The following is a 22956-nucleotide window of genomic DNA, read 5'->3' as shown; positions in this document are numbered from 1 at the left end:
AATACGTAAGAGTATGGTTTGCCAAAATGGGCATGAGCCAAAAATCAGAGGGTGAGAAATGGTGGAGATTCTATCGGGACAGACTGCGGTGATCACAGGGGCTGCTTCGGGCATCGGAGAAGCGGTGGCCCTGCGCTTCGTAGAAGAGGGGGCGAATGTGGTAGCCTTGGATCGCAATGCGGATGCGCTTGCCGACCTGGCGGATCGTTTAGGCGATCGGTGTGCGGTCGTGGCAGGCGATTGCACTGAGGCCGAGATCTGCAGACGCGGGGTCGCGCTCGCGCTGCAAAAATTCGGCAAGCTGGACTGCGTGGTCGCGAATGCAGGCGTGTACGATTGGTACAAGCGAATAGATCGGATGGGCACGGCCGATGTGGAGACCGCGTTCGAGGAACTGTTCCGCATCAATGTACTTTCGACCTTATTGATCGCACGATCCTCCGTCGAGGCGCTGCGGGAATCGGGTGGCTCCCTGATAGTGACCTGTTCGAACGCCAGTTTCAGGGCTGGCGGCGGCGGGACGCTCTATACCGCAAGTAAGTTTGCGCTGCGCGGCGTGGTCTATCAGCTGGCCTATGAATGGGCGCCGCATGTGCGCGTCAATGGAGTCGCTCCGGGCGGGACGGTGACCGGCCTGTCGGGTCTCGCAGCGCTGGAGAGTTCTTCGCGTCGGCTCGATTCTGAAGAACGGACCGTTGAAATGGTAGCGAAGGCATCGCCGCTAGGAAGAGCCGCCGCGGCAGATGATCATGCAGGGTGTTACGTGCTGCTTGCGTCCCGACGCGACGGCAAGAACCTCAACGGAACGATCCTAGTCAGCGACGGCGGGCTCAGTTCGAGAATGGGATAGGTGCATTGGCCAAGTTCAGAGCCCGTTTTCCAGCGCAGCGACCCTACGAAGCCCGCAGCATGACGGAGATTGCCTCCGCCGCCTCGACGATGCTCGGCAGGAGCGTGAGCAGCCTCTCCTCCGCCTCTTCGAAATTTTCGTCGGTGCACACCTCGGTGACCGAAACTGCCGCCATCAGCCGCCCGGTCCGATCCTCTATCGGCACCGCAAGACAGCGCAATTCGGAATATATCTCACCCCGGTCCATCGCCCAGCCTTGCCTGCGCACGTCGCCGATCTCCTTCCGCAAGGCATCGGCCTGCGAAATGGTGTTCTGCGTCAGAGGGACGAAATCGTCTGGAGCCAGATACTCCTCCAGCTGATCGTGAGCGAGCTGGGCAAGCAGCATCTTGCCGACCCCGGTGCAATAGGCCTCGAGTTCGGTCATCTCCTGCGAGGGGGTACGCGAATATCCAGCATCGGCCTTGACCAGGTAACGGACCAGATTGTTCCGGAAAACACCCAGATGCACCGTGTGCTTGCAGGTCTTGGCAAGATCCGCGATGATCGGACGGGTAGCGCTGGTGATGATGGAATCGAGATCCACGCGCGCTCCAAGTTCCAAGCTGGCGATGCCGAGCAGGTAGCGCCCCCGCCCGTGCCGCAGCACGTATTTGCGCGCCACCAGTGGCCGCAGCAACCGATGAGCGGTCGAAAGAGGTATTCCGGAAGTTTCGGATATTTCCCTCACCGTCAAAGGTGACGATGAAAGGCACTCAAGCAAGTCGAGCAATCGCTCGGCAACCGATGTACCCGCCTCTTCATTCATCTCGGCTCTTCCTCTCACAGGGTGAGGCTCTAGACCAAAAGGCTCGGTTGTCAAGGCTGGTAGAATGCGGAGAGTTGGCCCAATGTTCTGAAGAACGATTGATCCGACCGCTTTCAGAACACGGGAGATTCGCGAACTCATCCAATTTGTGGCTGATGACGCACTAAATCCCGGCTGGAAGGGGTGAGCCGATAAGTCACGGCTGCGCAATTTAGTATCTGTTTGGGAGAGTTTTAGGCAATGACAATTGAACCTTCGATCATCACTTCACTCGGCGATGAGCTTTACGATGCCCTGATCGCCGGTGAGACGATCCCCAATCTTCGGGACCGGAATCCGGATATAGATATCGTCGATGCCTACCGCGTTCAGGAACGTTTGGTTGCGCGGCGGCTGGAGACCGGTGAGGCAATCATCGGTAAGAAGATCGGGGTTACGTCCAAGGTGGTGCAGGAGATGATCGGGGTATTTGAACCCGATTTCGGCCAGTTGACCGATGCCATGTTGGTTGCCGATGATGCCACAGTAGAGCGCAAGTCTCTCATCCAGCCAAAGGCCGAGGGAGAGATCGCCTTTATCCTGAAGCATGACCTGACAGGGCCCGGCGTGACGGCGGCAGATGTTCTTGAGGCGACCGAATATGTCACCGCCTGTTTCGAGATCGTCGACAGCCGCATTTGCGACTGGGACATCCGGATTCAGGATACTGTCGCCGACAATGCTTCATGCGGGATTTTCGCAATCGGCACGCAGCAGGTCGATCCGCGCGACATTGATCTTGCCAGCGTGAGCATGAAAATCGACTGCAATGGAACCGAGGTTGCGAGCGGCGTCGGGGCCGCGGTCCAGGGTTCGCCGCTCAACTCGGTCGCGTGGCTCGCCAATACGCTGGGCCGTCTCGGCATGCCGTTCAGGGCAGGCGAAATTATCCTTTCCGGGGCGCTTGGCCCGATGGTCGAAATCTCCGCCGGCGACACGCTGCTGCTCAGTCTTAGCGATGGTCTCGGAACCTGCCGCCTGACCTTCACCTAGTCCGCCCCTGGCGGGGGTAGAGGCCGACCGCAAGCGTTCAAGTACTCGCGAACAAGCTCAATTCAACTGAAAGAGGAAGAGATGGATAAAATCAAATGTGCAATAATCGGGCCGGGAAATATCGGCACCGATCTTCTATACAAACTGCTGCGTTCCGAGGTTCTCGAACCGGTCTGGATGGTGGGCATCGAACCCGGGTCCGAAGGTCTGGCCCGCGCGAAAGAACTGGGGCTCAAGACCACCGCAGAAGGGGTCGACGGGTTGGTTTCCCATGTGATTGAGGATGGGGTTCAGATCGCGTTCGATGCGACCTCGGCCTATGTTCATGCGGACAACAGTCGCAAGCTCAATGAACTTGGTGTCCTGATGATCGATCTGACGCCCGCTGCCATCGGCCCGCTGTGCGTCCCGCCGATTAATCTGAAAGACCTTGCGGGGCGCAAGACCATGAACGTCAACATGGTCACCTGCGCCGGGCAAGCCACGATCCCGATGGTCGCCGCGGTCAGCGGTGTGCAGGAGGTGGAGTATGCCGAAATCATCGCCACCGTCGCTTCGAAGTCGATTGGCATGGGCACGCGCAAGAATATCGACGAGTTCACCCGCACGACCTCGGCTGCGGTAGCAGAGGTTGGAGGGGCGGCGAAAGGCAAGGCGATCGTGATCGTGAACCCGGCGGAACCACCGCTTATGATGCGCGATACCGTCTATTGCGAAACCGTCGACGAACCCGACCAGGAAGCTATCACCGCCTCCGTCCACGAGATGATCGCGGCGGTACAGCAATACGTGCCCGGCTACCAGTTGAAAAACGGGCCGACTTTCGAAGGTCGCAAGGTGTCGATCTTCCTCAAGGTGGAGGGACTTGGCGATTTCCTTCCCAAATATGCCGGAAATCTCGACATCATGACAGCGGCCTCTGTCCGCACCGCCGAAATGTTCGCTCAGGACATTCTGGATGGCCAGCTTGAACTAGAACCCGTGATGGAGAACGCATAATGACGCTGGATGATCAGGTCAGAGGCCGCAAACTGAAGCTGCATGACATGTGCCTGCGCGATGGCATGCATTCGATGCGCCATCAAATCACCCTGGACCAGATGGTCGACATCGCTTCGGGACTCGATGATGCCGGAGTGCCCCTGATCCAGGTCACTCATGGTGACGGGCTGGGGGGATCGTCTCTCAACTACGGGCGCGGCCTGCATACGGATCGCGAGTATATTTCGGCAGTGGCCAAGGTCGTGAAGAATGCGACAATTTCGGTCCTTCACGTCCCGGGCATCGGCACACTGGATGAATTGCGGATGGCCGCCGATTGCGGGGCAGGGTGCGTCCATGTGGCCTCGCATTGCACCGAGGCCAACGTCACCGAACAACATATCGGCCTGGGGCGCGAACTCGGTCTTGATACGGTCGGCTTCCTGATGATGGCCCATATGACCTCGATAGATCATCTGTTCGAACAGGCATTGTTGATGGAAGGATACGGGGCGACGACGATCTATTGCGTGGATTCGGCCGGCTACATGCTGCCCGATGACGTGACGGCTCGCATAGGCGGGCTGCGCACAGCCTTGAAGGATGCGACAGAGATCGGTTTTCATGCCCATCACAATCTCGGCATGGGTGTGGCAAATTCGCTGGCGGCCGTGGCGGCGGGCGCGGATCGTATCGACGGTTCGGCGGCCGGGCTGGGTGCCGGGGCGGGCAATACGCCGCTGGAACTAATGGCCGCAGTCAGCGAACGGATGGGTATCAAGACTGGCGTCGACCTGTTCAAACTCATGGACGTAGCCGAAGACCGGGTGCTGCCGATTATGCCGCAGCCGCCCCGTGCAGACCGGGATTCTATCACCCTCGGCTTTGCGGGAGTCTATTCGACCTTCTTGTATCAGGCCAAGGAAGCAGAGCGGAAATACGGCCTGTCCGCGCGCGACATCCTAATTGAATTGGCTCGCAAGAAGATGATCGGCGGACAGGAAGACATGATCGAGGACACGGCGCTGTCGATGGCCAAGGAACGCGACTTGGTCTAGCCTTGGTTCGGTGATGAAAGGGGCCGGGTGGCGGCGCAATTCCGCCGCCCGGTCACTTCGCCCCGTTCCGCGCGGGGCGAGGCCTTCGCGCTTGCGCAGGCCCTGCCGCGAAATCTTCATTTTCTCATTGCGCGGAATTTCGGTTGCGATCGACAGGATCGTGGGAATTTCCATCGGGGAAAGCCGCCCGGAGAGAAACTCCTTGAGATGCTTGAGATCAAGCTGCTCGCCTCGTCGCAGACTAACGATCATCCTTGCAGTCTCATCTCGGTAATCCTCGGGCACGCCGATGACCGCCGCCTCCCGAACGGCGGGATGGCCCAGCATCGCGCGCTCCACGTCGGCAGGGTAGATATTGAAGCCGCCAGCGATGATCATGTCCTTCAGCCTGCCGTTAACGGCGGCAGGCCCGTCTTCGCTCATCGAACCGAGAACGCCGCTGCGGAAGAAACCGTCGACGAATTCCTACTCGCTCGCTTCCGGATTACGCGAGTATTCCTTCATCACCAGCGGGCCGCGCAGACAGATTTCGCTAACCGCCGCCCGCTGACGGGGATCGTCTGTCTTGCGGGTTTCCAATTCGGTGAAGGGCAGGCGAACATCGGTGCATTGCGCATGCGTGCGTTCGGGCGGCGAATAGTCGACCGCCCGAGCGGTTTCGCTCATGCCGTATAGGGTCGTGATCCAGTGGTCGGTGGCCTCCCGGAACATCTCCTTCAGCTCTGCTGGAACCGGTCGCGCGCCGCACTGGATGCATATTTCATGCCCGACCAGTCGATTGGCCGCTCACGGGGCGCCTTCAGCAGGGCGATGGCCATGGTAGGGGCAAGCAGAAGGATGGTGATCTGTCGTTCTTCGACCAGTTCCAGGGCATTCATTGGATCGAAGTGCGGTAGTGAGACCAGTTCTCCAGCCAGTTGCATGGTCAAATTCTGGACCGGCTCGATCCCGCCCACGTGGGTCGCCGGGGCCGCCGAAAGCATCACTTCCCTGCCGTGTTTGAGCTAAGGATAACTGCTGACCATTTAGGCCGAATTGTGCAGCAGACTGTAATGGGTGAGGACTGCGGCCTTGGGCGTGCCGGTGGTACCGCCCGTGAATTGGAGCATGGCGGGCTGTGCGACGGGGTCGAACGTGGCCCGATCCACTGATCCACCGGCCGTCAGTAGGTCGGGTATGGTCTGCAGGAACGATGCCATCTCAGATTCTTGCAGCGCGATTGCCTCGCGCGGACCCTGTGTGAAGGAACCGACCAGCAGGGGCACGGGACGGCTGATGCGTTCGCGTATCTGGAGAGACTTGGCGAGCGGCCCGGGCTCATCGAAGGTCACGATGGCTTTCAGGCCCCTATCGACACATTGCCTGGCTAGCCGATCGGCACTGTATAACGGATTGCGCCCGACATAGACCGCGCCGATATGGCATATCGCGAAACAGCTGAGCGTGAACACGGTATGGGGCGGCCCATATACTCTTTGCGTTCCCCCGGCTCGATACCCATTCGAGCGAGTACGGCCTCGATGCTTGACGCAAGTTCGACGACCTCGCCGTAAGAAAGCGATCACCCCGCCAGCGCGAGACATGGCCGATGCGTCATTGCTGGCTGACATGATTAAATTCCACCTTTTGCCGATTGGGCTTGTCAGATAACAGTCATTTCCATACTTATGCGAATGGATATTTTGTAAGGGATAATTGATTTGAAGAAGATGCTGGCTTGGGTCGTGAAGGAATATGGCAAGCCGGAGGATCTGGTGTTCGATCGGATTCCCGTTCCCACGTTGGAACAAGGCGGTCCGAATCCGGTTGATACCCTGGTGAAGGTGGAGGCCGCAGCGCTCAATTTTGCTGACGAAATTGCTATCGCGGGCCGCTATCAGGACCGTATCGAGCCGCCGTTTGTCCCCGGTAACGAGCTTGCCGGAACAGTCGTGGACGCCAGCGCAGGCTCGCGGTTTCAGCCTGGAGACAGGGTTGCTTGTCAGGTTCGCAGCGGTGCCTTCGCTGAATATTGCGCGGTTGCATCAGACCGATTGATGGCGATCGGAGACATCGATGCTCGGACCGCCGCTGCGCTTCCGGTCTCCTATACCACGGCGCATGTCGCCTTGTTTTCGAAAGGTAATCTGACTGCGGGCCAGACGGTCCTGATCCACGCTGCGAGTGGCGGTCTCGGGGTCGCAGCGACCCAGCTTGCCCGGTCCGCCGGAGCCCGCATCATTGCCACGGCTGGGTTGGAGGAAAAGCGTCGTTTCGCAATCGAAAATGGCGCGGACCATGTTATCGATTATCGCAAGCCAGATTGGTACCAAGAGGTCAAATCATTGTCTCCAAATGGAGTCGACATCGTGGTTGATCCGGTCGGAGGCGCAACTTCGGAACAGAGTTTGCGGTTGCTCGCTTGGCAGGGAAAACTGCTCATATGCGGCTTCGCAAGCGGCGAGATACCAGCGCTGAAGGCGAATTACATGCTGGTAAAATCAGCCAGCGTGCACGGCGTCTACTGGAGCTTTGACCGAGATCCCGACGAAATCCGCGCGATCCAGCAAGAACTGGTCGAGCTTTGTGCCGCAGGTGGGATTCGCCCGCTGATTCGGGATGTCTATCCAATGGGTGAAGTGGTCGCGGCTATGAAGGCGCTGCGGTCGCGAGAGACAGTCGGCAAAGTTGTGCTATCCTGGTAGCGCCATAGCCGCAGGAAAGCGCAAAAAATGGGTAAGTCGGCGGCCCTAAATTGCCGAACCATACGCAAGGGTATTGACTCATTCCTGCCAGTGCCTAAAAAGACACTGGGGATTATCCCCGTCGTCGCAATGCAAAAAGAAAGCGAATGGGATGAGCTACGGGGCTGTCGAGCAATTGTTTTATGACGTGAGTACTTCACGTAACCGGAAGGAAGCATTTCGCGAAGATTCCGGAGAAGTCGCGGGCAAATATGCACTCAGCGAGACCGAACGCGAGATGGTTATTTCAATGCAGGTAGAAAACCTGTTCGAATACGGAATCAATCCGATGCTCTTGATGGGCTTTTGGACCAGCGTCCGCGGACCGCAATCAATGCCCGAATATCTTGCCCGGGTTCCCAAGCTTGCATCACGGTTGGAAGCGTCGAGCGGCGGTAAGGATAGTTTGTAGTTTGCGCGACATCACGTCGCCGAGTTTTCGACACACAGGAGAGAGTTGTTAAATGGCGAATATCGTTGGCGGCTATATAATGCCGCATGACCCCTTGCTGTTCGTAAATCCGCAGAAGAAGGAGCGCGATCACCTTCTCGCGGTCTATTCCCGGATATGCGATAAGGTTCGCGCATCGGGCGCGACCAAAGCGATAATTTTCGGCGCCGACCACTATATTCTGTTCGGCCCGCGTTGCCTGCCGCAGTTCCTCATCGCTACCGGCGAGCTGCATGGTCCGATTGATCGGCTGCCAGGCGTAGCTAATGCACCGATTGCGAGCGATCCGGACTTCGCCAACTACCTGGTGAATCACGCCCACGGTAGCGGGTTCGATGTATCCGTCGCGCGCGATCTGGGCGTGGATCATGCAATCGGCGTTCCGGCCCAACTTGCCCTTCCGACCGACGGATCGGTTCAGACCGTTCCCGTTTACATGGCCAGCGGCGTCGAGCCATATGTTCGCCTTCAGCGGGCGTATGAGTTCGGGCAGATGGTGCGCGATGCGGTTGGAGGCATGCCGGGTGACGAACGCGTCGTACTGATCGGCAGTGGTGGGATCAGCCACTGGGTCGGCACAGGAGAAATGGGCCGAATCAACCCCGAGTTCGACAAGAAGGTCCTCGATGCCATCGTGTCCGGCGACCCGTCCACGCTGCTTTCGATGACCGACGAAGAGATCATGCGCGACGGGGGCAATGGGGGCATGGAAATCCGCCATTATCTAGCGGTGATGGGAGCCCTTCCGGCTGGCCAGGGAGAAGTGCTTACTTACGAAGCCTGGTCGGGCGGTGTCACTGGCCTCGGCTTTGCCGAAATCCTACCGGCCTGATGGCGGCAGGAAAACCAATTTCAATAGGAGAATAGGGTGACAAACCTATCCACAAAAACGGACGATAAAACGGAACTCGCCTCCAAGGTCAACGACTGGGTTGATGCGGAAGAAGGTTACATTGATCGCCGGATATTCTGGGACGATGCGATCTACTCGCTCGAGCTCGAGCGAGTTTTTGCACGCTGCTGGATTTTCGTTGCGCACGATTCGCAACTGCCAGAGGTCGGGGATTTCCTTACCACTACGATAGGGGAGGATGCGGTAATCGTTTCGCGCGGCGAAGACGGCAAGATTCATACTTTCCTCAATTCCTGTTCCCACCGCGGCAACCGCGTGTGTTTTGCCGAAGTTGGCAAGACCCGCCGTTTCACATGTAATTTCCACGGCTGGTCATACGGCCTCGACGGCAGTCTGAAGAGCGTCAGCCGACCAAAGTCCTACGATGGCAAGTCCAATTTCGATAAGTCTCGGCTCGGCCTCCACCAGGCTCGGGTGGAGAGCTACAAGGGCATGCATTTTGCTTGCTTCGATCCGGACGCACCCTCGCTAGAGGAATATCTGGGCGACTTTCGCTGGTATCTCGACGTCATTCTCGACAATGACGAAGGCGGCATCGAATTTATCGACGGCAACATCAAGTCCCGCCTCAAGTGCAACTGGAAGTTCCCAGCAGAAAACTTCGTAGGCGATTCCTACCACGCTCCATGGACGCACAGTTCGGCTCTCATCGCCATGTTCGGCAAACAGCCGACGATGCGGCCCGATCGTTCCTATCACGCCAACGTCAATGGCCACGGGTGGGAGTTCGGCCTGGATTTCATCGGCAACGCGGCCACGCTCAATTCGCCGCAAATCCTCGAATATCTGCGTGAACACGAGGCGAGGTTTGCCGAACGGCTGGGGAAGGTCCGCAGCAGGATGGTCGCCTCGCTCAGTTCGGCCAATGTTTTTCCGAACCTGTCCTTCCTGGCCGGGCACAATACCTTCCGCACGTGGAACCCAAAAGGTCCGAGAGAAACGGAGCTTCATACCTGGGTATTTCTGAACGCCAATGCCCCGGAGGAGCTAAAGAAAGAATATCGCCGCGGCGTGATGCTGACTTTCTCTCCAGCAGGGGTCTTCGAGATGGACGACGGTGAGAATTTCGAAAATTGCACCGCTGTCAATGCAGGTGTCGTCACGCGACGACAGAAACTCCATGCTGGAATGGGCCTCGATTCGCGTATCGAACACGAGGAACTGAAGGGAAATGTCCATCAGAGCCAGATCAACGAAGCGAACCAGCGGGCGTTCTACCAACGCTGGGCCGATCTAATGAATGCAGAAACCTGGGCCGACGTACCAGTCCGCTAAATACCAGTTTGAGGTGACCGTGAACCAAGCCGAAAAAATCGAAGCCCGCGAACATCGAGCAGTTTCCGTCGATCTAGTTATCGAAATTCAGCAATTTCTCTATCGCGAAGCCCGCCTACTCGACGGCGAGCATTTGCATGAATGGCTGGAATTGCTGGCAGACGACATCCACTATTGGATTCCAGGGATGCAAACACGCTACCGGAATGACGACGCCAAGTTCAGCCCCACAAGGATGGCCTTTTTTGACGACGATCTCGAATATCTCAAGATTCGCGTAGCCCGCGCCAAGCAGCCCTCCGCATGGGCTGAAGACCCGCCGACCCGGCACTTTCATCTTGTGAGCAATATCGAGGTCGAACCGACCGATACCCCCACCGAATGGACCGTTCATTCACTAGTCATCAACAGTCGCCACCACGCGGAGGATGACGAGATGGAGCTGAAGGCCAGACGCGTCGATCTGATCAGGCGGGATACGGACGGCTCGCTGAAACTGGCCCGTCGTAAAGTGATACTGCAGCAGACCATTCTGCAAGCAAAGAATATCAACACATTCCTTTGATTTGGATAGCTCGCAATTCGCATGCTGTATCGTTGCCTTTGGGTACCGATCCTGAAGAGCGTTATTAAGGATCGGGGTAGCTTCTTCAGACACGGCTCTTGTATGGCATGGGCCGACGACTTTCGCGAACCGACTGAACACTCAATGCATGCTTGCCGCTGTGGGGTCATGATTATTCTGTAGGAGGAGGGTTAACAGATGGAGAAATACGATGTTCTGATCGTCGGCAGCGGACATGGCGGTGCTCAGACTGCCATTGGGCTGCGTAAGCAGGGTTTCCACGGAAGCATCGGATTGCTCGACCGCAGTCGTGCCCTCCCCTATGAAAGACCGCCACTTTCGAAGGAGTATCTCTCCGGAGAGAAAACCTTCGAAAGGATACTCATTCGACCCGAGAAATTCTGGCGGGATAGGGATGTACATCTGCTAGGCGGGAGCAATGTTTCTTCACTCGATCCTCTGGTGAAAACAATTTCCTGTGGCAACGGTCAGGAATACGCATACGAGCAGCTTGTTTGGTCAGCGGGTGGAGATGCCAAGCGCCTTATCTGCGATGGATCGGACCTACGGGGCGTACACACGGTGCGCTCCAAGGAGGATGTGGATGCTTTGATCGATGACATGAAAGCAGGAACAGAGCGGTGTACGATAATAGGAGGTGGCTACATTGGCCTGGAAGCGGCAGCAGTATTTCGAAAACTTGGCCATGAAGTCGTCTTAGTAGAAGCTTTCAATCGTGTGCTTTCCAGAGTCACTGGTCCCGAAGTTTCCCGCTTTATTCAAAATGAGCACGTGAGCAGAGAAGTAAAAATACACCTCGAATCGGGCGTCCGCTGCATCGAGGGAGACGGGGGACTTCTGACTGGCGTTGTGCTCGAAACAGGCGAGGTGATTCAGACCGATATCGTTCTCGTCGGCATCGGGATCGAACCATGCATTGATGCATTGGCCAAGGCAGGCGCGGAAACCGCGAACGGTGTCGTAGTCGACGAATACTGCCAAACTACACTACCCGGTGTGTATGCAATCGGGGATTGTGCTGCACACATAAATCCGTTTGCGGACGGCCAGCGCATTCGGCTCGAAAGTGTCCAGAATGCCAACGACATGGCGAGCGTCGTCGCGAGTGTGATTTGCGGCAACTTTGAACCATATCACGCAACACCTTGGTTCTGGTCCGATCAGTATGACTTGAAAATTCAGACGGTAGGACTGAGTGCGGGATACGATGACTCCGTGACACGTGGTGATCCATCCAATCGGTCCTTTTCCATTGTATATCTGAAGAATGGAAAAGTCGTGGCGCTCGATTGCGTTAATTCCATGAAGGACTATGTGCAGGGTAGAAGGCTTGTCGAGACGGGATTGGTAGCGGCACGTGAAGACCTTGCCGATACTTCGCGCCAGCTTAAGGAATTGCTTTGAAGTCCGGCGGATAGCCGATTCAACATGTCCACTATGATCGAGACCGCGCGAAAGTTCGAACCAATGGCGATACCTTCGACATTAGGAAGCGTAAGAAGGTCAAACTCCTTGCGGTACATCGTCTGCCAATGATCGTCAAAGAGGCCAGTGATCGGTCCGTCGCCCGGCGTGAAGAAATTATCGGATAGCGCCGACATCACGAGAGGGTCGGTGTCCTGATATGTGGCCGAACATTGTGGCGCTGTTTGGCAGAAAGTCGATTCTCTAACGGAAACTACAACCCGTCACGATCATGTGTCATGGCCAGCGATCGGCAGTGAGCGGCAAGGAGGCGCTCGATATTGTGCGGACGTGATTCCCTATGAACGGCCGCCGCTCGCGGGAGTGTCAGTAATTTCGTGTGTGGTGGGGCGGTTGAACATTATGCCGTCTTGGCTTTGATGAAGCGTTCGCCGAAGATAACTGCGAACTGTGCTTTTGCCATGGTCCACTCACGAAGTGGCATCTTCCACTCTTTTTCTGGTCTGTTCAAGACCAGATAGAGCAATTTTGTTGCCGCCTCGTCATTGGGAAAATGACCTCTGGCTCTGATCGCTCGCCTGAGCTTTGAGTTCAGGGCCTCGATAGCATTCGTGGTATAAATAATTTTGCGCACCGCCTCGGGAAAGGCGAAAAATGGAACCACCTCATTCCATGCTCGCCGCCAGCTCTGGGCAATGGCGACATAGCGCAGGCCCCATTCGCTTGCTTCGAAGGCAATCAGCGCGTCTTCGGCAGCCTTGGCATCGACGGCGCGATAAATGGCCTTGAGGGCCGTTGCCAGTGGCTTGCGGTCTTTCCACGACACAAAATCCATGCTGTTGCGTAGCAAATGGACGATGCATGTCTGCACGACGGCTTCGGGAAATACCGCCGTTATCGCATCGGGAAAGCCCTTGAGACCATCAACGACTGCCAGCATGATATCCTCGGTGCCCCGGTTTTTAAGCTCGTTCATAACGCGCAACCAGAATTTGGCACCTTCATTTTGTTCAATCCACAGGCCGAGAACCTCTTTGCGGCCATCAGCGCGGACGCCAAGCGCGATATGAATAGCTTTGCTGCGAACCATGCCTTCATCGCGGATCTTGACGCGAATGGCGTCGAAAAACACCAGTGGATAGGCCGGATCAAGCGGCCGCTGCTGCCAGGCGGTAACTTCTTCCAGCGCTGCGCGTCTTCCCGTGCCCCCGGCACGGAGCGATGCTCGCCGTCGGTGACGGTCGAGATCAGGTCAGGCGATACGTCGATGCCGTATAGTTCGCGCAGATGCCCGGTGATCTCCCTCGTGCTCATCCCGCGCGCATACATTGAGATAATCTTGTCATCAAAGCCAGGGAACCGGCGCTGATATTTAGCAATCAACTGCGGATCAAAGCTGCCCTCGCGGTCGCGCGGCACCTCAATCTCGATTTTGCTGCTATCGGTGATGACACGCTTGCGGCCATAGCCATTGCGGCTGTTGCCTACCTGTTCATCGCCACCCAGATGATAATCCATCTCGGCATTCAACGCCCGTTCGGCGAGCGCCTTCTTCAACGAATCCAGCAATCCGCCTGATCCAGCGCAGAAGCTGCATCCGATCATGCCAATAGTTGATCCAGTAACTCTGCCGGGATCGTCGGCTCTTTGCGTCGTCACATAGTGGGACTCCTTTTACCCATTATGCCCCACCGCGGCTGTTTCCCGGAAAATTCCATGTGCTCGGCGGGCGGTTGTCAGCGCTGGACGGCGTGCGACCCGAAGACATTGCGATCGACAAGCTGATCAAGCGCGTCGAGCAGGGCGGGATTGACGAAGTCGTTCTGGCGATGAATGCCACTTTGGAGGGTCAGACGACGGCCCATTATATCGCCGAGCGATTGGAAAATTATCCCGTGAGACTCAGTCAGCTGTCGCACGGGATACCGGTGGGCGGTGAGCTGGACTATCTCGATGAGGGGACTCTGGCGCAGGCGTTGCGCTCTCGACGGCCGATAAATAGTGATTGACCCGGTTTCGGTCCAAGCAGTGTTTGGGACGGCCAAAAATTTGCCTGGAAACCATCCAAAATGCGGGGAGATCAGGCCGCGCCAGCTATGACGCTACGTCATCCTGCTCTTATTAATTATTCTCTGTTTCCAGAAGATGCGGGCCATTGGATGTTGGAAGCAAATCGGCTGCTCATTTGTTGCGCCAAAAGTGCCGCATAGGCTGACAATAAAGCCACAGTTTGCAGAAAACGGTGCATTGATGCGAGATTTGGCTATCAAATGTGACGGGCTAGGCTATCATTAATGAGGATAAAAAATAAATTTTCAGGAGAGCATGTTATGAAATTAGCGTTGAATCTATCTGCGTGCGCATTTGCACTTGCAGCAATCACCACCGCCCCCGTTTATGCACAGACGCAATCTGATGCCGCTGACCAAGCTGATGAAGGTACCGTCGATGATAATGTGATCGTGGTGACCGCACAGGGTCGGGCGCAGGTCTTGTCCGATGTGCCGATTGCCGTGTCAGCCATTGGTGCGGAACAATTGCAGCAGAGCGGAACCAGCGACATTCGCGAACTCAATCAGCTGGCGCCTTCCTTGCTTGTTTCATCGACCGGCAATGAAGCCAACGGCTCTGCCCGTATTCGCGGTATTGGTACGGTTGGTGACAACCCCGGCCTGGAAAGCTCCGTGGCGGTGTTCATCGATGGTGTTTACCGTTCGCGTAGCGGTAATGCGCTCAGCGAACTGGGTCCGATTGAACGGATCGAGGTTCTGCGCGGACCACAGGGTACATTGGGTGGCCGGAACTCTTCTGCCGGCATGATCAGCATCACCACCGCCGCACCGGAATTCGTGTTTTCCGGTCATGCCGCCGCAACCTATGGCAATTATAACCAGATCCGCCTTGAGGGCGGCATTAACGGTCCGCTGAGCGACACTATCGCTGCGCGGGTGGATGGCGTTTATCTGAAACGCGACGGTTTCTACAACGATGTGGTGAACGGGACCGACGTCAATAATAAGGATCGTTTTCTGGTCCGTGGTCAGCTGCTGTTCGAACCGAATGACGGTCTGAGCGTCCGGGTGATTGGTGACTATTCCAAAAAAGACGAGTCCTGCTGTGCAGCAACCTTTGTTCAGCCGAGTTTCGCCCAACAAGCACGGGTAAGTCCTGGTCTTGATCCGTTCGCGCTTCCGCAACCCGGTGCACCGGCACTGACCGACCCCGCCAACCCGATCATCCCGATTTTGCTGGGTCTGGGCCAAAACCCGGCCGCGCTTAACCAGAGCACGTTCAACCGGGATATTTATGTGACTCCCGGTCGCACCTATGCTGGTGAAACCGAAGATTTCGGTGCTTCGGTTGAGGTCAATGCCGAACTCGGCACGATGAACCTGACGTCGATCACCGGATACCGTGAATATTCCAACTTTCAGGCTTCCGATACCGACTATACACAGGTCGATATCCTCTATCGCGCACCGACTGAAAATGCCGGTTCTCGGGAGTTTAAAACCTTCACGCAGGAATTGCGCCTGCAAGGGTCGGCATTTGATGACAAGCTGGATTGGTTGATCGGCGGTTTTTATGCGAACGAAAAGCTTGAGGTACGAGACAATCTGCGCTTCGGTTCGCAATATGGTGCGTTCGCGCCATGCCGGGTCGTCAATGCTGTTAATCCTGCCCTTGCCTCACCAACTAGCTCAGGGTGTTTGAGCGCTGGCGGCAGGGCTGCGCTGCTAGCCGCAAATGCAGGGGCCGGCGCATTCGGTGCTGCCACCCCGCTGATCTTTGCCGGTCTGGATAATCTGGCCCAGATCAATGACAAGGGAACGATTCTCGATATATATAATCAGAAGAGCGAGAATTTTGCTTTTTTCACCCACAATATATTCCACATCACCGAAAAGCTCGATCTGACGTTGGGGCTGCGCTATACCAATGAAACGAAGGATTTCAACGCTGCGTTTACCAACGACAATACGATGTGTCCGATCCAACGCGCGTTGTTCACGCCGTTACTCAGTACTGGGGTTGCTCCTTTGGCAGCGGGCATAATCGGGCTTTCATGTCAGGGTAATTCAACTTCCGAACTGGATGGTGTAACTTTGGCTGATAGTCGGAGCGAGAATGAATTCACGGGTACGGCTATCCTGTCTTACAAGCCGGTTGACGATTTGATGCTGTATGCCAGCTATTCGCGCGGCTACAAGGCTGGCGGTTTCAACCTCGACCGGTCTGCGTTGACCAGTTCAACGCTGGCCAATCCGGCATTGGCGGGCAGCACCGCCAATCTCCAATTTGACCAGGAGACGGTGAACGCCTTTGAAATTGGCGGAAAATACTCGACCCGGGAATTTTCGCTGAGCGTTGCTGCGTTCCGTCAGCAGTTTGACAGTTTTCAGCTCAATACATTCAATGGCTCCGCTTATGTGGTTCAGAATGTAAACGCGTGTAGCGATGATCTCGGTGGTGCGGATCGCGATGCCAGCGGCGCAACGGGCAATTGTACCCCGGATAACGTCAAATATGGCGCTGTCGCGCAGGGTGTCGAACTGGAAGCGTCCATCAATCCCGTCAGACATGTAAATGTCTCTATGGGGCTGACATATACCGATACCAGCTATGAAAATAATCTGGTTGGCCGTGATACTGGCTCTCCACTCGATCCGGCTTTGCGCCTGCTGCCAGGCGACAATCTGTCGAACGCGCCTGAAATCACAGCGACCGCATCGCTGTCCTACACGCCGCCAATCGGCAACAGCGGATTGACCGGGTTGTTTTACATCAACGCCCGTACCACCAGTGACTATAACACCGGTTCGGATTTGCTTTACGGCAAGGAACAGGACGGGTTTACGCTGGTAAATGCGCGTATTGGTATCCGTGGTCCTGACGATAAATGGGCGATCGAAGGCTGGGCACAAAATGTCTTCAATGTTGGTTATTCGCAGGTTGCGTTCAACACGCCATTTGTCGCATCGCAGCAGACCTATTCGGCCTTCCTTGCGGAACCAAGAACCTATGGCATCACATTGCGTGGCCAGTTCTAACACTACTTTGGCAGATTTGTGAGCGAGCGATGAGAGATGCAGTGTCCGCACTGTGGGCACGTCAGATCAGGAGGTTTGGCGAGGCGTTCAATGATGGTCTGCCTGATCGTCGGCAGGCTCGGCTGTGGTGGCGACCCGGCGATTCTTTTTTCCCCCTTGGCCTGCTTGAGGAGGCGGGATTGCAGGAAGGCCAAGGCAATCATCGACATCAGCGCATGTCGGTGAAGCCCCTTCCATGATCGGCCTTCGAAGTGATCGAGGCCGAGCTCTTCCTTGAGTTGCTGATGTCCCTGTTCGCAGACCCAACGGGCCTTGATGGCTCCGGCAAGCGGCTTGATCGGCGTGTCGGAGGACAGGTTGGGGAGGTAGTATTTGCGCTCGCCGGTTGAGCGATGTGCGCCGACCAGCCACACTTCCTCGCCGGGCAGATGTTGCGCGCCACTGTTCCGGATGCGTTGAGGCGGGCCATCGGCAACTCGCACGCGAACGGCGGCGAAGCGTGCCGAGAGCAGCCCCTTGGTTCCGCGCCGCCAACTGACCTTGCGCCACTTTGCTACCTCCAACATCGCCTTTGCCGATACCGATGTAGCGTCGGGAATGTGCCGCTTGCGGGGGCGACCACGCCCGGCGACGGGAAAAATCATCGCCACGTCGGCGGGATAGACTTTCTGCTTGTACGGGATGCCGACGGCCCATGTGAGGCCGCGTGCACTTGCCCAACATTGATACGTATTGAGGGGCCACACCCACGTAAGCGTGGCGAGGACCTTCCAATTACCCACAAGTCTTACGGATGGCGTTGGCACCGATTTTGATGTCCATGAGGCGGGTCCATCCTCGCCAGATCACAATGTTACCTGGAGACGGGTCATTGGCGCGAGCGAGATAGCCGCCGAGCCGCGCGATTTCGTACAGGTAATCGGATATGGTTCTGAGCCTGGGCACCTTCTTTCTGGAAGCCACAAGATGATCGATCAGGACGATTTCGTCATCGGTCAGCGCGAGCCTGGGTGATGCGGAAGGCGCGGCGCGATTGATCATGGTCATCCAGAAGATGCGCCATGACAGGATGCAGAATATTGCGATCAGATTGACAAGTCGATCGGCAGTCCGGAGCCGTGCATCCTCAGCCCGACAGCCGGATTTTAGTATCTTGTGGAAAAGCTCGATCTTCCAGCGTTGGGCGTACCAGTCGAGCTTTTCAATCGCTTCGGCAGGCGTTGTTACCGGCAGATCAGTGATAAGCCTCCAATCGATAGGGGGCCCGCCCTTCAGGTGCTCTACACTCACGGGCATGCAGGATGGTAAGGTTGAGAGACGGATAGCGCTTTTGCTTGCCGATCGGTGGCAACACCTGGATCCGTCTATAGCGTAACTCAATGTCGGCATGATCGTCCTTGTCGATGACGACCCGTTGCATGCCCTGCACGGAAACCTCGCTCATTTCGTCGGCAATGGTGTGGTCACCGTCACCGGCCAGACGATCGACACAGGTGCGGACCAGAAAATGTGTGCCGAGTGCCTGCGCTTCGCAAAAGAATTCGTAAATGTCGTTCTCCCGGTCGCCGATGTGGACCAGTCGCTCGGACTCGCCCAGCATAGCGGTCGACTGACGCATGTTCTCGAGCCAGCGGTAGCTTTCCTTCTCCTCGTTCGGCACACGCGTAGGATTGATCCTTCGTTTCAGCGCGTTGGTGCCCTTGAATTTGGTGCGGGTCCAGAATTTCGCTGCTGTCAGACCCAGCGGCAATCCCTCGGTCGTGATCGCAAGGCTAGAATGCATGAGCAGGCCACAGACCGTATGAAGTCGCAGCCTGCCATTTTCATCGCGTCGGCTGGGTGCCAGGCCGATTGCACCGATTTTTTCCGGCGCGCGGCGTTGATAGGAGAATTCAGTGGTGTCCTGTAGAACGAGGATTGGCCCTTCAAGCGTTCCAACACGCGCTCGCGTTGCTTGAAAATGGCCGGCGAGGATTTCGCCTTCGTTCACTGAGCCGTTAGACAGGAAGCGGTAAGCTGCCTTGGTATTGGCCCAGTCCTGACAGGCCATCGGGATCGGTGCGCCAATCGCTCCTGCCATCTGCGCAAGCATCGTTCTAAGCCGCTCGCCCAGACGCTTGTCGCGAAATGCGCCGATATCAACTTCCCCATCGGCCCATCTCACTGCGTCGAAACCAGAATTCCCCCTTGTGCACCCCGTCAGCTATTTCAGGTGCCAGAGGATGAATCATACCCGATTCCACGTGAGCAAGGTCCGCGCGGCCAATGGAATCACACGTGCGACGACTTGTGGGTAATTGGAAGGTCCTTGCCACGCTTACAGCACGCCTCGCCCTTGGGAGTTAGTCTCCATGCACGGCTTTCCTGATCGCAAAATGGCTGCCAATTTCGAGATATATCTAAAATCCGGATCAGGTCGCGCTTTCGCCAAAAGGCATCTTAGATGATCAAAAAAAGCCCCGCCGGTTTCCCGGCAGGGCTTTCTTCATATCATGGTCGCTTCAGATCAGAACTTGAAGCCAGCTCCAATACCATAGCGGCGTGGCTCAAGTGAGAAGATATTCGTGTACAAGCCCGACGACTGATCGGTGACATATAGTCCGGTCTCCGAGTTGCTGTCGAAAATATTCTGGACAAATCCACGAACATACCAGCGGTCATCCGTACCGTTCAACTGAATCTGGGCGTTTGCTTGCGCATAACCTTTGATCCGGTTGACATTGCCGTTGAAGATACTGCCGAAACTTTCACCGGTATAAGCAAGGTCAACACGCGGGACCAGACTCATGCCATTGTCAAAGTTCATGGTATATTGCACGCCAGTGGAGAATTTCAGCTGAGGTGCCTGTGGCAACTGGTTCCCACGAATGTTCTTGGGAACACCGGCAGAGAAATACTCGATCCCGCCAAAGGCTGCCGGAACAACGCCTGCACCAGCAAAAGCTCCTTGGGCCGCTGCGTCCAGCACAGCGCAAATACCAAAGGCACCGGTTGAAGCAATGCCACCATCAGCAGGGAATGCCGTGGTTGGTTGCAGGCCTGCTCCAGGTGCAAGTCCCGGCACCAGACCGGCATTGATCGCACCATTTATCGTGTTGACAAAAGCATTTACACCAGCTGCATTTCCGGACGTGGAAGCCACCGCACAATTGGATGCATTGGTAATATCCTGGATGATGACCGCATCCGACCGGCCTCCGCCAAAATCGCGCGGATCGCTGTTAAACGTATCGCCCTTGACCTTGGTGTGCAGATAGCTGAAGCCCATGTTGATCATCCAGTCCGGATCAGGACGAATGACTGCCTCGACTTCCGCACCGTAAATATCGGCATCGATATTTTCGTTTACAGCGGTCCGAGCAACAATCTTGCTGAGCTGCAAACCCTTATATTTATAGTAGAATGCAGTCAGGTTGAGTTGCAGAGCCCCATCGCCAAATGTATTTTTCGATCCGATTTCAAACGCATCGACCTGCTCGGGCCGGAAGGATTCCGGAGCTGCGAAAATTGGCTGCAGTGGCGGATTTATACCACCTGACTTATAACCGCGAGAATAGGATGCATAGATCAGATTGTCGTCGGTGATTTTATAATCAAGCACCGCACGGCCAGTGATTTCATTGAACTTGACCTCCCGATTCTGGAAAAGTTGATTACCGGGTATACCTGGATCGGCATCCAAAGATCCGACGAATGGTGATTCAAACGCATCGGTTGTTTGACTATATGGCACAAGGAAGTCTGCCAGCGTTGTACGCGCTCTAACTTTTTTCTTGTCGTTGTTGTAACGCAGTCCACCCGTCAGTTTCAGCTTGTCGCTGATATCGAAATAGACTTCGCCGAACAGGCCATAGGATTTGACCGTCAGATCATCCGAATGGTTGCGATAATATGGCGTGCCGAGGAATGAAGGCGGCAAGCCATCGGCAAGCGAAATGAAGCTACCGAGCAAACCTGCCCCATAATCGAGCCCGAAGGCGTTCACATAATAGCTGTTCTCGGTCAGATGAGAGTCGGCATAAATACCGCCGACCAGGAAGTTGAACGGACCATCCAGATCGCTTGAGATGATCGCCTCGACGGACCAACTGCTGTTATCCAGATTCGACCGGTCAAATTGAAGCGGTGTTGCGTCGCAAATGCTGTTGCCCCCAAATACCCCGAGACCGGTGGTATCAGTATCTGAAGTACAAAGCACGCCGTTCGGTCCATCCGGAATGATCGCAGAAGCAAGAGGTGCAAAATAAGCTGCAGGAAGACCTGGGATCGCACCAGCTGCAGCTGCAGCAAGCGTGTTTAATCCAGTTGCATAAATATCCCTACGGCCAATATTGTTGTTATAGTCCTGCCGAGAATCCAGCTTGACCTTCTGGTAGGTACCGGAAAGTTGCGCGCTGATCGGCCCGAAGTCATGTTCGATCTTGCCCTGGAACGTCAACTCGCTGGCAAAATATTCCGGCGTGAAGGCCGTGTTGACCGTCCGCGGATCCGCGGGAACGGAAACACCTGCATATTGGTCTGGACCGTAAAGACTACCGAGAGCAAAAGCCGTTGGAATACCCTGAGTTGCAAGGAATTCGCGCGACGATAATGTAGCCGCAATAGTCGAGTTCGCGTTGAACGATTCTGCATTGCGAGAACTGTTCAGACAACCCAAAATACCTGTAGGGTCACGTTGACAATATTGCTTCTGAATCCGCATACGATTGTCATCTTCGCGGAAATATGAAGCATAAAGGTCAATCGTCGTATCCGCAGTTGGTTCGAAACGCAGCGAACCACGCACCGAATACATATCCCGGTCATCAAGATCAGGGCCGCCGTTAAGATTGGTGGTATAACCATCGCGTTTTACATAAACGCCGGCACCACGGAATGCGATATTGTCACCGATGGGAATGTTGACCATGCCCTTGACTTTGATCGCGTTATAATTGCCATATTCGGCATCGCCGGATGCCTTGAACTCTCCCATTTGTGGCTTGGCAGTGACAACATTGACCACACCCGCGGTCGCATTGCGTCCGAACAACGTGCCTTGCGGACCGCGCAGCACTTCGACGCGTTCGAGATCGAAAAATTCTGTTTCAAAAAGTCGCGTCGCGAAAAGAGGCGAATCGTTCAGGTGAATGGCGGTTGCCTGATCACACGACGCGCCGACACAAAGATCGCCGATCCCGCGAATTGTAAAACTGGAACTGACAAAATTGGTTTTGGTAAAGGTGATGTTCGGGAGCGTTAGCTGGAGATCGGAACTGTTCTCGATCTGTTGGGCTTCCAAGGCTGCCCCGGAAAATGCGGAAACCGCAATCGGTACATCCTGAGCACTTTGTGCCTGCCTCTGCGCGGTCACGATAATGACATTGCTATCAATGGTACCATCATCACGGTCCTGCGCCATGGCAGGTACGGACATTGTAGATATAGCTGTGGCGGCTAATAATAACGATTTACGCATTTCTCTCTCCCAAATCCCAACATTTTATCGGAGAGTGATATTTTTACGCACCCCCCCCCCCCATTCCGTTATTACTTAACTAATCGCTCGATTAAGTCCAGGCTCAAATCGTGAAACATCTAGTTTTGCTCCATTTTAGCACGATACACAGGCAAATTGATGCAATTTTGCTACAAAAAAGCCCTGCCGATTTCTCGGCAGGGCCATATTTTGTAATTTTAATGTCTCACCTTTGAAGGAAACTCACCAGCTTATAGCTGGTAGAAGACTTCAGCCGTTATTGTTTGCTCAGCACTATCCTCCAGAAAATGACCGGCTCGCAGGCGAAGTCATTTTCTGGAGGAT

The 22956-nt window shown here is 55.7% G+C and carries 17 protein-coding genes and 5 pseudogenes; 12 read left to right on the top strand and 10 right to left on the bottom strand.

Annotated features, from left to right (window positions below; genetic code table 11):
* Positions 1-58 precede the first annotated feature (58 nt).
* Positions 59-850 carry an SDR family NAD(P)-dependent oxidoreductase gene (locus V7650_RS15610; protein ID WP_176278798.1) on the top strand — a complete coding sequence of 264 codons (792 nt, stop codon included), beginning with the start codon at positions 59-61 and terminating at the stop codon, positions 848-850.
* Positions 851-893: 43 nt separating this feature from the next.
* Here the strand turns inward: V7650_RS15610 and V7650_RS15605 are convergent, their stop codons facing one another.
* A complete protein-coding gene (locus V7650_RS15605) occupies positions 894-1658 on the bottom strand; it encodes an IclR family transcriptional regulator (RefSeq protein WP_176278799.1) in 765 nt (254 codons plus the stop codon).
* A 240-nt stretch (positions 1659-1898) separates the two neighbouring features.
* On the opposite strand from V7650_RS15605, the gene V7650_RS15600 reads away from it, so the two are divergent.
* From V7650_RS15600 to dmpG, 3 genes are all read left to right on the top strand, one after another.
* The gene (locus V7650_RS15600; protein WP_335657161.1) at positions 1899-2690 is read left to right on the top strand and encodes a fumarylacetoacetate hydrolase family protein; all 792 of its coding nucleotides are present in this window, start codon (positions 1899-1901) and stop codon (positions 2688-2690) included.
* Between the two features lie 81 nt (positions 2691-2771).
* Complete coding sequence (locus V7650_RS15595) at positions 2772-3689, top strand: acetaldehyde dehydrogenase (acetylating) (RefSeq protein ID WP_176278801.1); 918 nt, start codon at positions 2772-2774, stop codon at positions 3687-3689.
* A complete protein-coding gene (gene dmpG / locus V7650_RS15590) occupies positions 3689-4729 on the top strand; it encodes a 4-hydroxy-2-oxovalerate aldolase (RefSeq protein WP_176278802.1) in 1041 nt (346 codons plus the stop codon). Before V7650_RS15595 ends, dmpG begins: the two co-directional genes overlap by 1 nt.
* Here the strand turns inward: dmpG and V7650_RS15585 are convergent.
* The 3 genes and pseudogenes from V7650_RS15585 to V7650_RS15575 form a co-directional block, all read right to left on the bottom strand.
* Positions 4634-5152: an AMP-binding enzyme gene (locus tag V7650_RS15585; RefSeq protein WP_176278803.1), complete on the bottom strand. Its 519-nt coding sequence runs from the start codon at positions 5150-5152 to the stop codon at positions 4634-4636. The two genes, dmpG and V7650_RS15585, sit on opposite strands and share 96 nt — an antisense overlap.
* Before the next feature lie 42 nt (positions 5153-5194).
* On the bottom strand, positions 5195-5440 hold the full coding sequence (locus tag V7650_RS15580; protein WP_335657160.1) for a hypothetical protein: 246 nt from the start codon (positions 5438-5440) through the stop codon (positions 5195-5197).
* Between the two features lie 5 nt (positions 5441-5445).
* Positions 5446-6312 (bottom strand): annotated as a pseudogene (locus V7650_RS15575) (AMP-binding protein).
* Positions 6313-6438: 126 nt separating this feature from the next.
* On the opposite strand from V7650_RS15575, the gene V7650_RS15570 reads away from it, so the two are divergent.
* From V7650_RS15570 to V7650_RS15545, 6 genes are all read left to right on the top strand, one after another.
* Positions 6439-7413 (top strand): NADPH:quinone oxidoreductase family protein, encoded by a 975-nt coding sequence (locus V7650_RS15570; RefSeq protein ID WP_335657196.1) that lies wholly within the window; start codon positions 6439-6441, stop codon positions 7411-7413.
* 151 nt (positions 7414-7564) lie between these two features.
* Complete coding sequence (locus V7650_RS15565) at positions 7565-7864, top strand: hypothetical protein (RefSeq protein WP_089133690.1); 300 nt, start codon at positions 7565-7567, stop codon at positions 7862-7864.
* A 52-nt stretch (positions 7865-7916) separates the two neighbouring features.
* Positions 7917-8735 (top strand): hypothetical protein, encoded by an 819-nt coding sequence (locus tag V7650_RS15560; RefSeq protein WP_335657159.1) that lies wholly within the window; start codon positions 7917-7919, stop codon positions 8733-8735.
* A 36-nt stretch (positions 8736-8771) separates the two neighbouring features.
* On the top strand, positions 8772-10091 hold the full coding sequence (locus tag V7650_RS15555) for an SRPBCC family protein (protein WP_335657158.1): 1320 nt from the start codon (positions 8772-8774) through the stop codon (positions 10089-10091).
* 19 nt (positions 10092-10110) lie between these two features.
* The gene (locus tag V7650_RS15550; protein ID WP_335657157.1) at positions 10111-10656 is read left to right on the top strand and encodes a 3-phenylpropionate/cinnamic acid dioxygenase subunit beta; all 546 of its coding nucleotides are present in this window, start codon (positions 10111-10113) and stop codon (positions 10654-10656) included.
* A gap of 198 nt (positions 10657-10854) precedes the next feature.
* On the top strand, positions 10855-12081 hold the full coding sequence (locus V7650_RS15545; RefSeq protein ID WP_176278810.1) for an NAD(P)/FAD-dependent oxidoreductase: 1227 nt from the start codon (positions 10855-10857) through the stop codon (positions 12079-12081).
* Between the two features lie 421 nt (positions 12082-12502).
* On the opposite strand, the pseudogene V7650_RS15540 reads toward V7650_RS15545, so the two are convergent.
* A pseudogene (locus tag V7650_RS15540) lies at positions 12503-13739 on the bottom strand (IS256 family transposase).
* A 57-nt stretch (positions 13740-13796) separates the two neighbouring features.
* Between V7650_RS15540 and V7650_RS15535 the strand changes: the two are divergent.
* Together V7650_RS15535 and V7650_RS15530 are read left to right on the top strand one after the other, a co-directional pair.
* Positions 13797-14111 (top strand): annotated as a pseudogene (locus V7650_RS15535) (toprim domain-containing protein); the annotation flags it as partial.
* 321 nt (positions 14112-14432) lie between these two features.
* Entirely contained in the window at positions 14433-17153 is a 2721-nt protein-coding gene (locus V7650_RS15530; RefSeq protein WP_335657156.1) for a TonB-dependent receptor, read from the top strand.
* 87 nt (positions 17154-17240) lie between these two features.
* Here the strand turns inward: V7650_RS15530 and V7650_RS15525 are convergent.
* The 5 genes and pseudogenes from V7650_RS15525 to V7650_RS15510 all read right to left on the bottom strand — a co-directional run.
* Positions 17241-17866: pseudogene (locus V7650_RS15525) on the bottom strand (transposase); the annotation flags it as partial.
* Positions 17867-17927: 61 nt separating this feature from the next.
* Entirely contained in the window at positions 17928-18194 is a 267-nt protein-coding gene (locus V7650_RS15520) for a hypothetical protein (protein ID WP_335657155.1), read from the bottom strand.
* Positions 18195-18281: 87 nt separating this feature from the next.
* Positions 18282-18449: pseudogene (locus V7650_RS18280) on the bottom strand (hypothetical protein); the annotation flags it as partial.
* Positions 18388-19317 (bottom strand): IS4/Tn5 family transposase DNA-binding protein, encoded by a 930-nt coding sequence (locus V7650_RS15515; protein ID WP_206169919.1) that lies wholly within the window; start codon positions 19315-19317, stop codon positions 18388-18390. The gene V7650_RS15515 and the pseudogene V7650_RS18280, both read right to left, overlap by 62 nt.
* Before the next feature lie 342 nt (positions 19318-19659).
* Positions 19660-22611 (bottom strand): TonB-dependent receptor, encoded by a 2952-nt coding sequence (locus tag V7650_RS15510; RefSeq protein WP_100092249.1) that lies wholly within the window; start codon positions 22609-22611, stop codon positions 19660-19662.
* Positions 22612-22956 lie beyond the last annotated feature (345 nt).

The sequence above is a fragment of the Parasphingorhabdus sp. genome (assembly GCF_036964565.1).
Classification (GTDB): Bacteria; Pseudomonadota; Alphaproteobacteria; order Sphingomonadales; family Sphingomonadaceae; genus Parasphingorhabdus.
The sequence above is the reverse complement of the archived record's forward strand: the minus strand, read 5'-3'. Positions and strand labels throughout refer to the sequence as shown.

What these genes read in the sequence shown, in the direction of transcription:
- V7650_RS15580 (WP_335657160.1), bottom strand. Translation starts at nt 5,440, where the DNA reads ATGTTCCGGGAGGCCACCGACCACTGGATCACGACCCTATACGGCATG.
- V7650_RS15610 (WP_176278798.1), top strand. Translation starts at nt 59, where the DNA reads ATGGTGGAGATTCTATCGGGACAGACTGCGGTGATCACAGGGGCTGCT.
- V7650_RS15600 (WP_335657161.1), top strand. Translation starts at nt 1,899, where the DNA reads ATGACAATTGAACCTTCGATCATCACTTCACTCGGCGATGAGCTTTAC.
- dmpG (WP_176278802.1), top strand. Translation starts at nt 3,689, where the DNA reads ATGACGCTGGATGATCAGGTCAGAGGCCGCAAACTGAAGCTGCATGAC.
- V7650_RS15545 (WP_176278810.1), top strand. Translation starts at nt 10,855, where the DNA reads ATGGAGAAATACGATGTTCTGATCGTCGGCAGCGGACATGGCGGTGCT.
- V7650_RS15585 (WP_176278803.1), bottom strand. Translation starts at nt 5,152, where the DNA reads ATGAGCGAAGACGGGCCTGCCGCCGTTAACGGCAGGCTGAAGGACATG.
- V7650_RS15565 (WP_089133690.1), top strand. Translation starts at nt 7,565, where the DNA reads ATGAGCTACGGGGCTGTCGAGCAATTGTTTTATGACGTGAGTACTTCA.
- V7650_RS15510 (WP_100092249.1), bottom strand. Translation starts at nt 22,611, where the DNA reads ATGCGTAAATCGTTATTATTAGCCGCCACAGCTATATCTACAATGTCC.
- V7650_RS15560 (WP_335657159.1), top strand. Translation starts at nt 7,917, where the DNA reads ATGGCGAATATCGTTGGCGGCTATATAATGCCGCATGACCCCTTGCTG.
- V7650_RS15520 (WP_335657155.1), bottom strand. Translation starts at nt 18,194, where the DNA reads ATGATCAATCGCGCCGCGCCTTCCGCATCACCCAGGCTCGCGCTGACC.
- V7650_RS15530 (WP_335657156.1), top strand. Translation starts at nt 14,433, where the DNA reads ATGAAATTAGCGTTGAATCTATCTGCGTGCGCATTTGCACTTGCAGCA.
- V7650_RS15605 (WP_176278799.1), bottom strand. Translation starts at nt 1,658, where the DNA reads ATGAATGAAGAGGCGGGTACATCGGTTGCCGAGCGATTGCTCGACTTG.
- V7650_RS15570 (WP_335657196.1), top strand. Translation starts at nt 6,439, where the DNA reads ATGCTGGCTTGGGTCGTGAAGGAATATGGCAAGCCGGAGGATCTGGTG.
- V7650_RS15595 (WP_176278801.1), top strand. Translation starts at nt 2,772, where the DNA reads ATGGATAAAATCAAATGTGCAATAATCGGGCCGGGAAATATCGGCACC.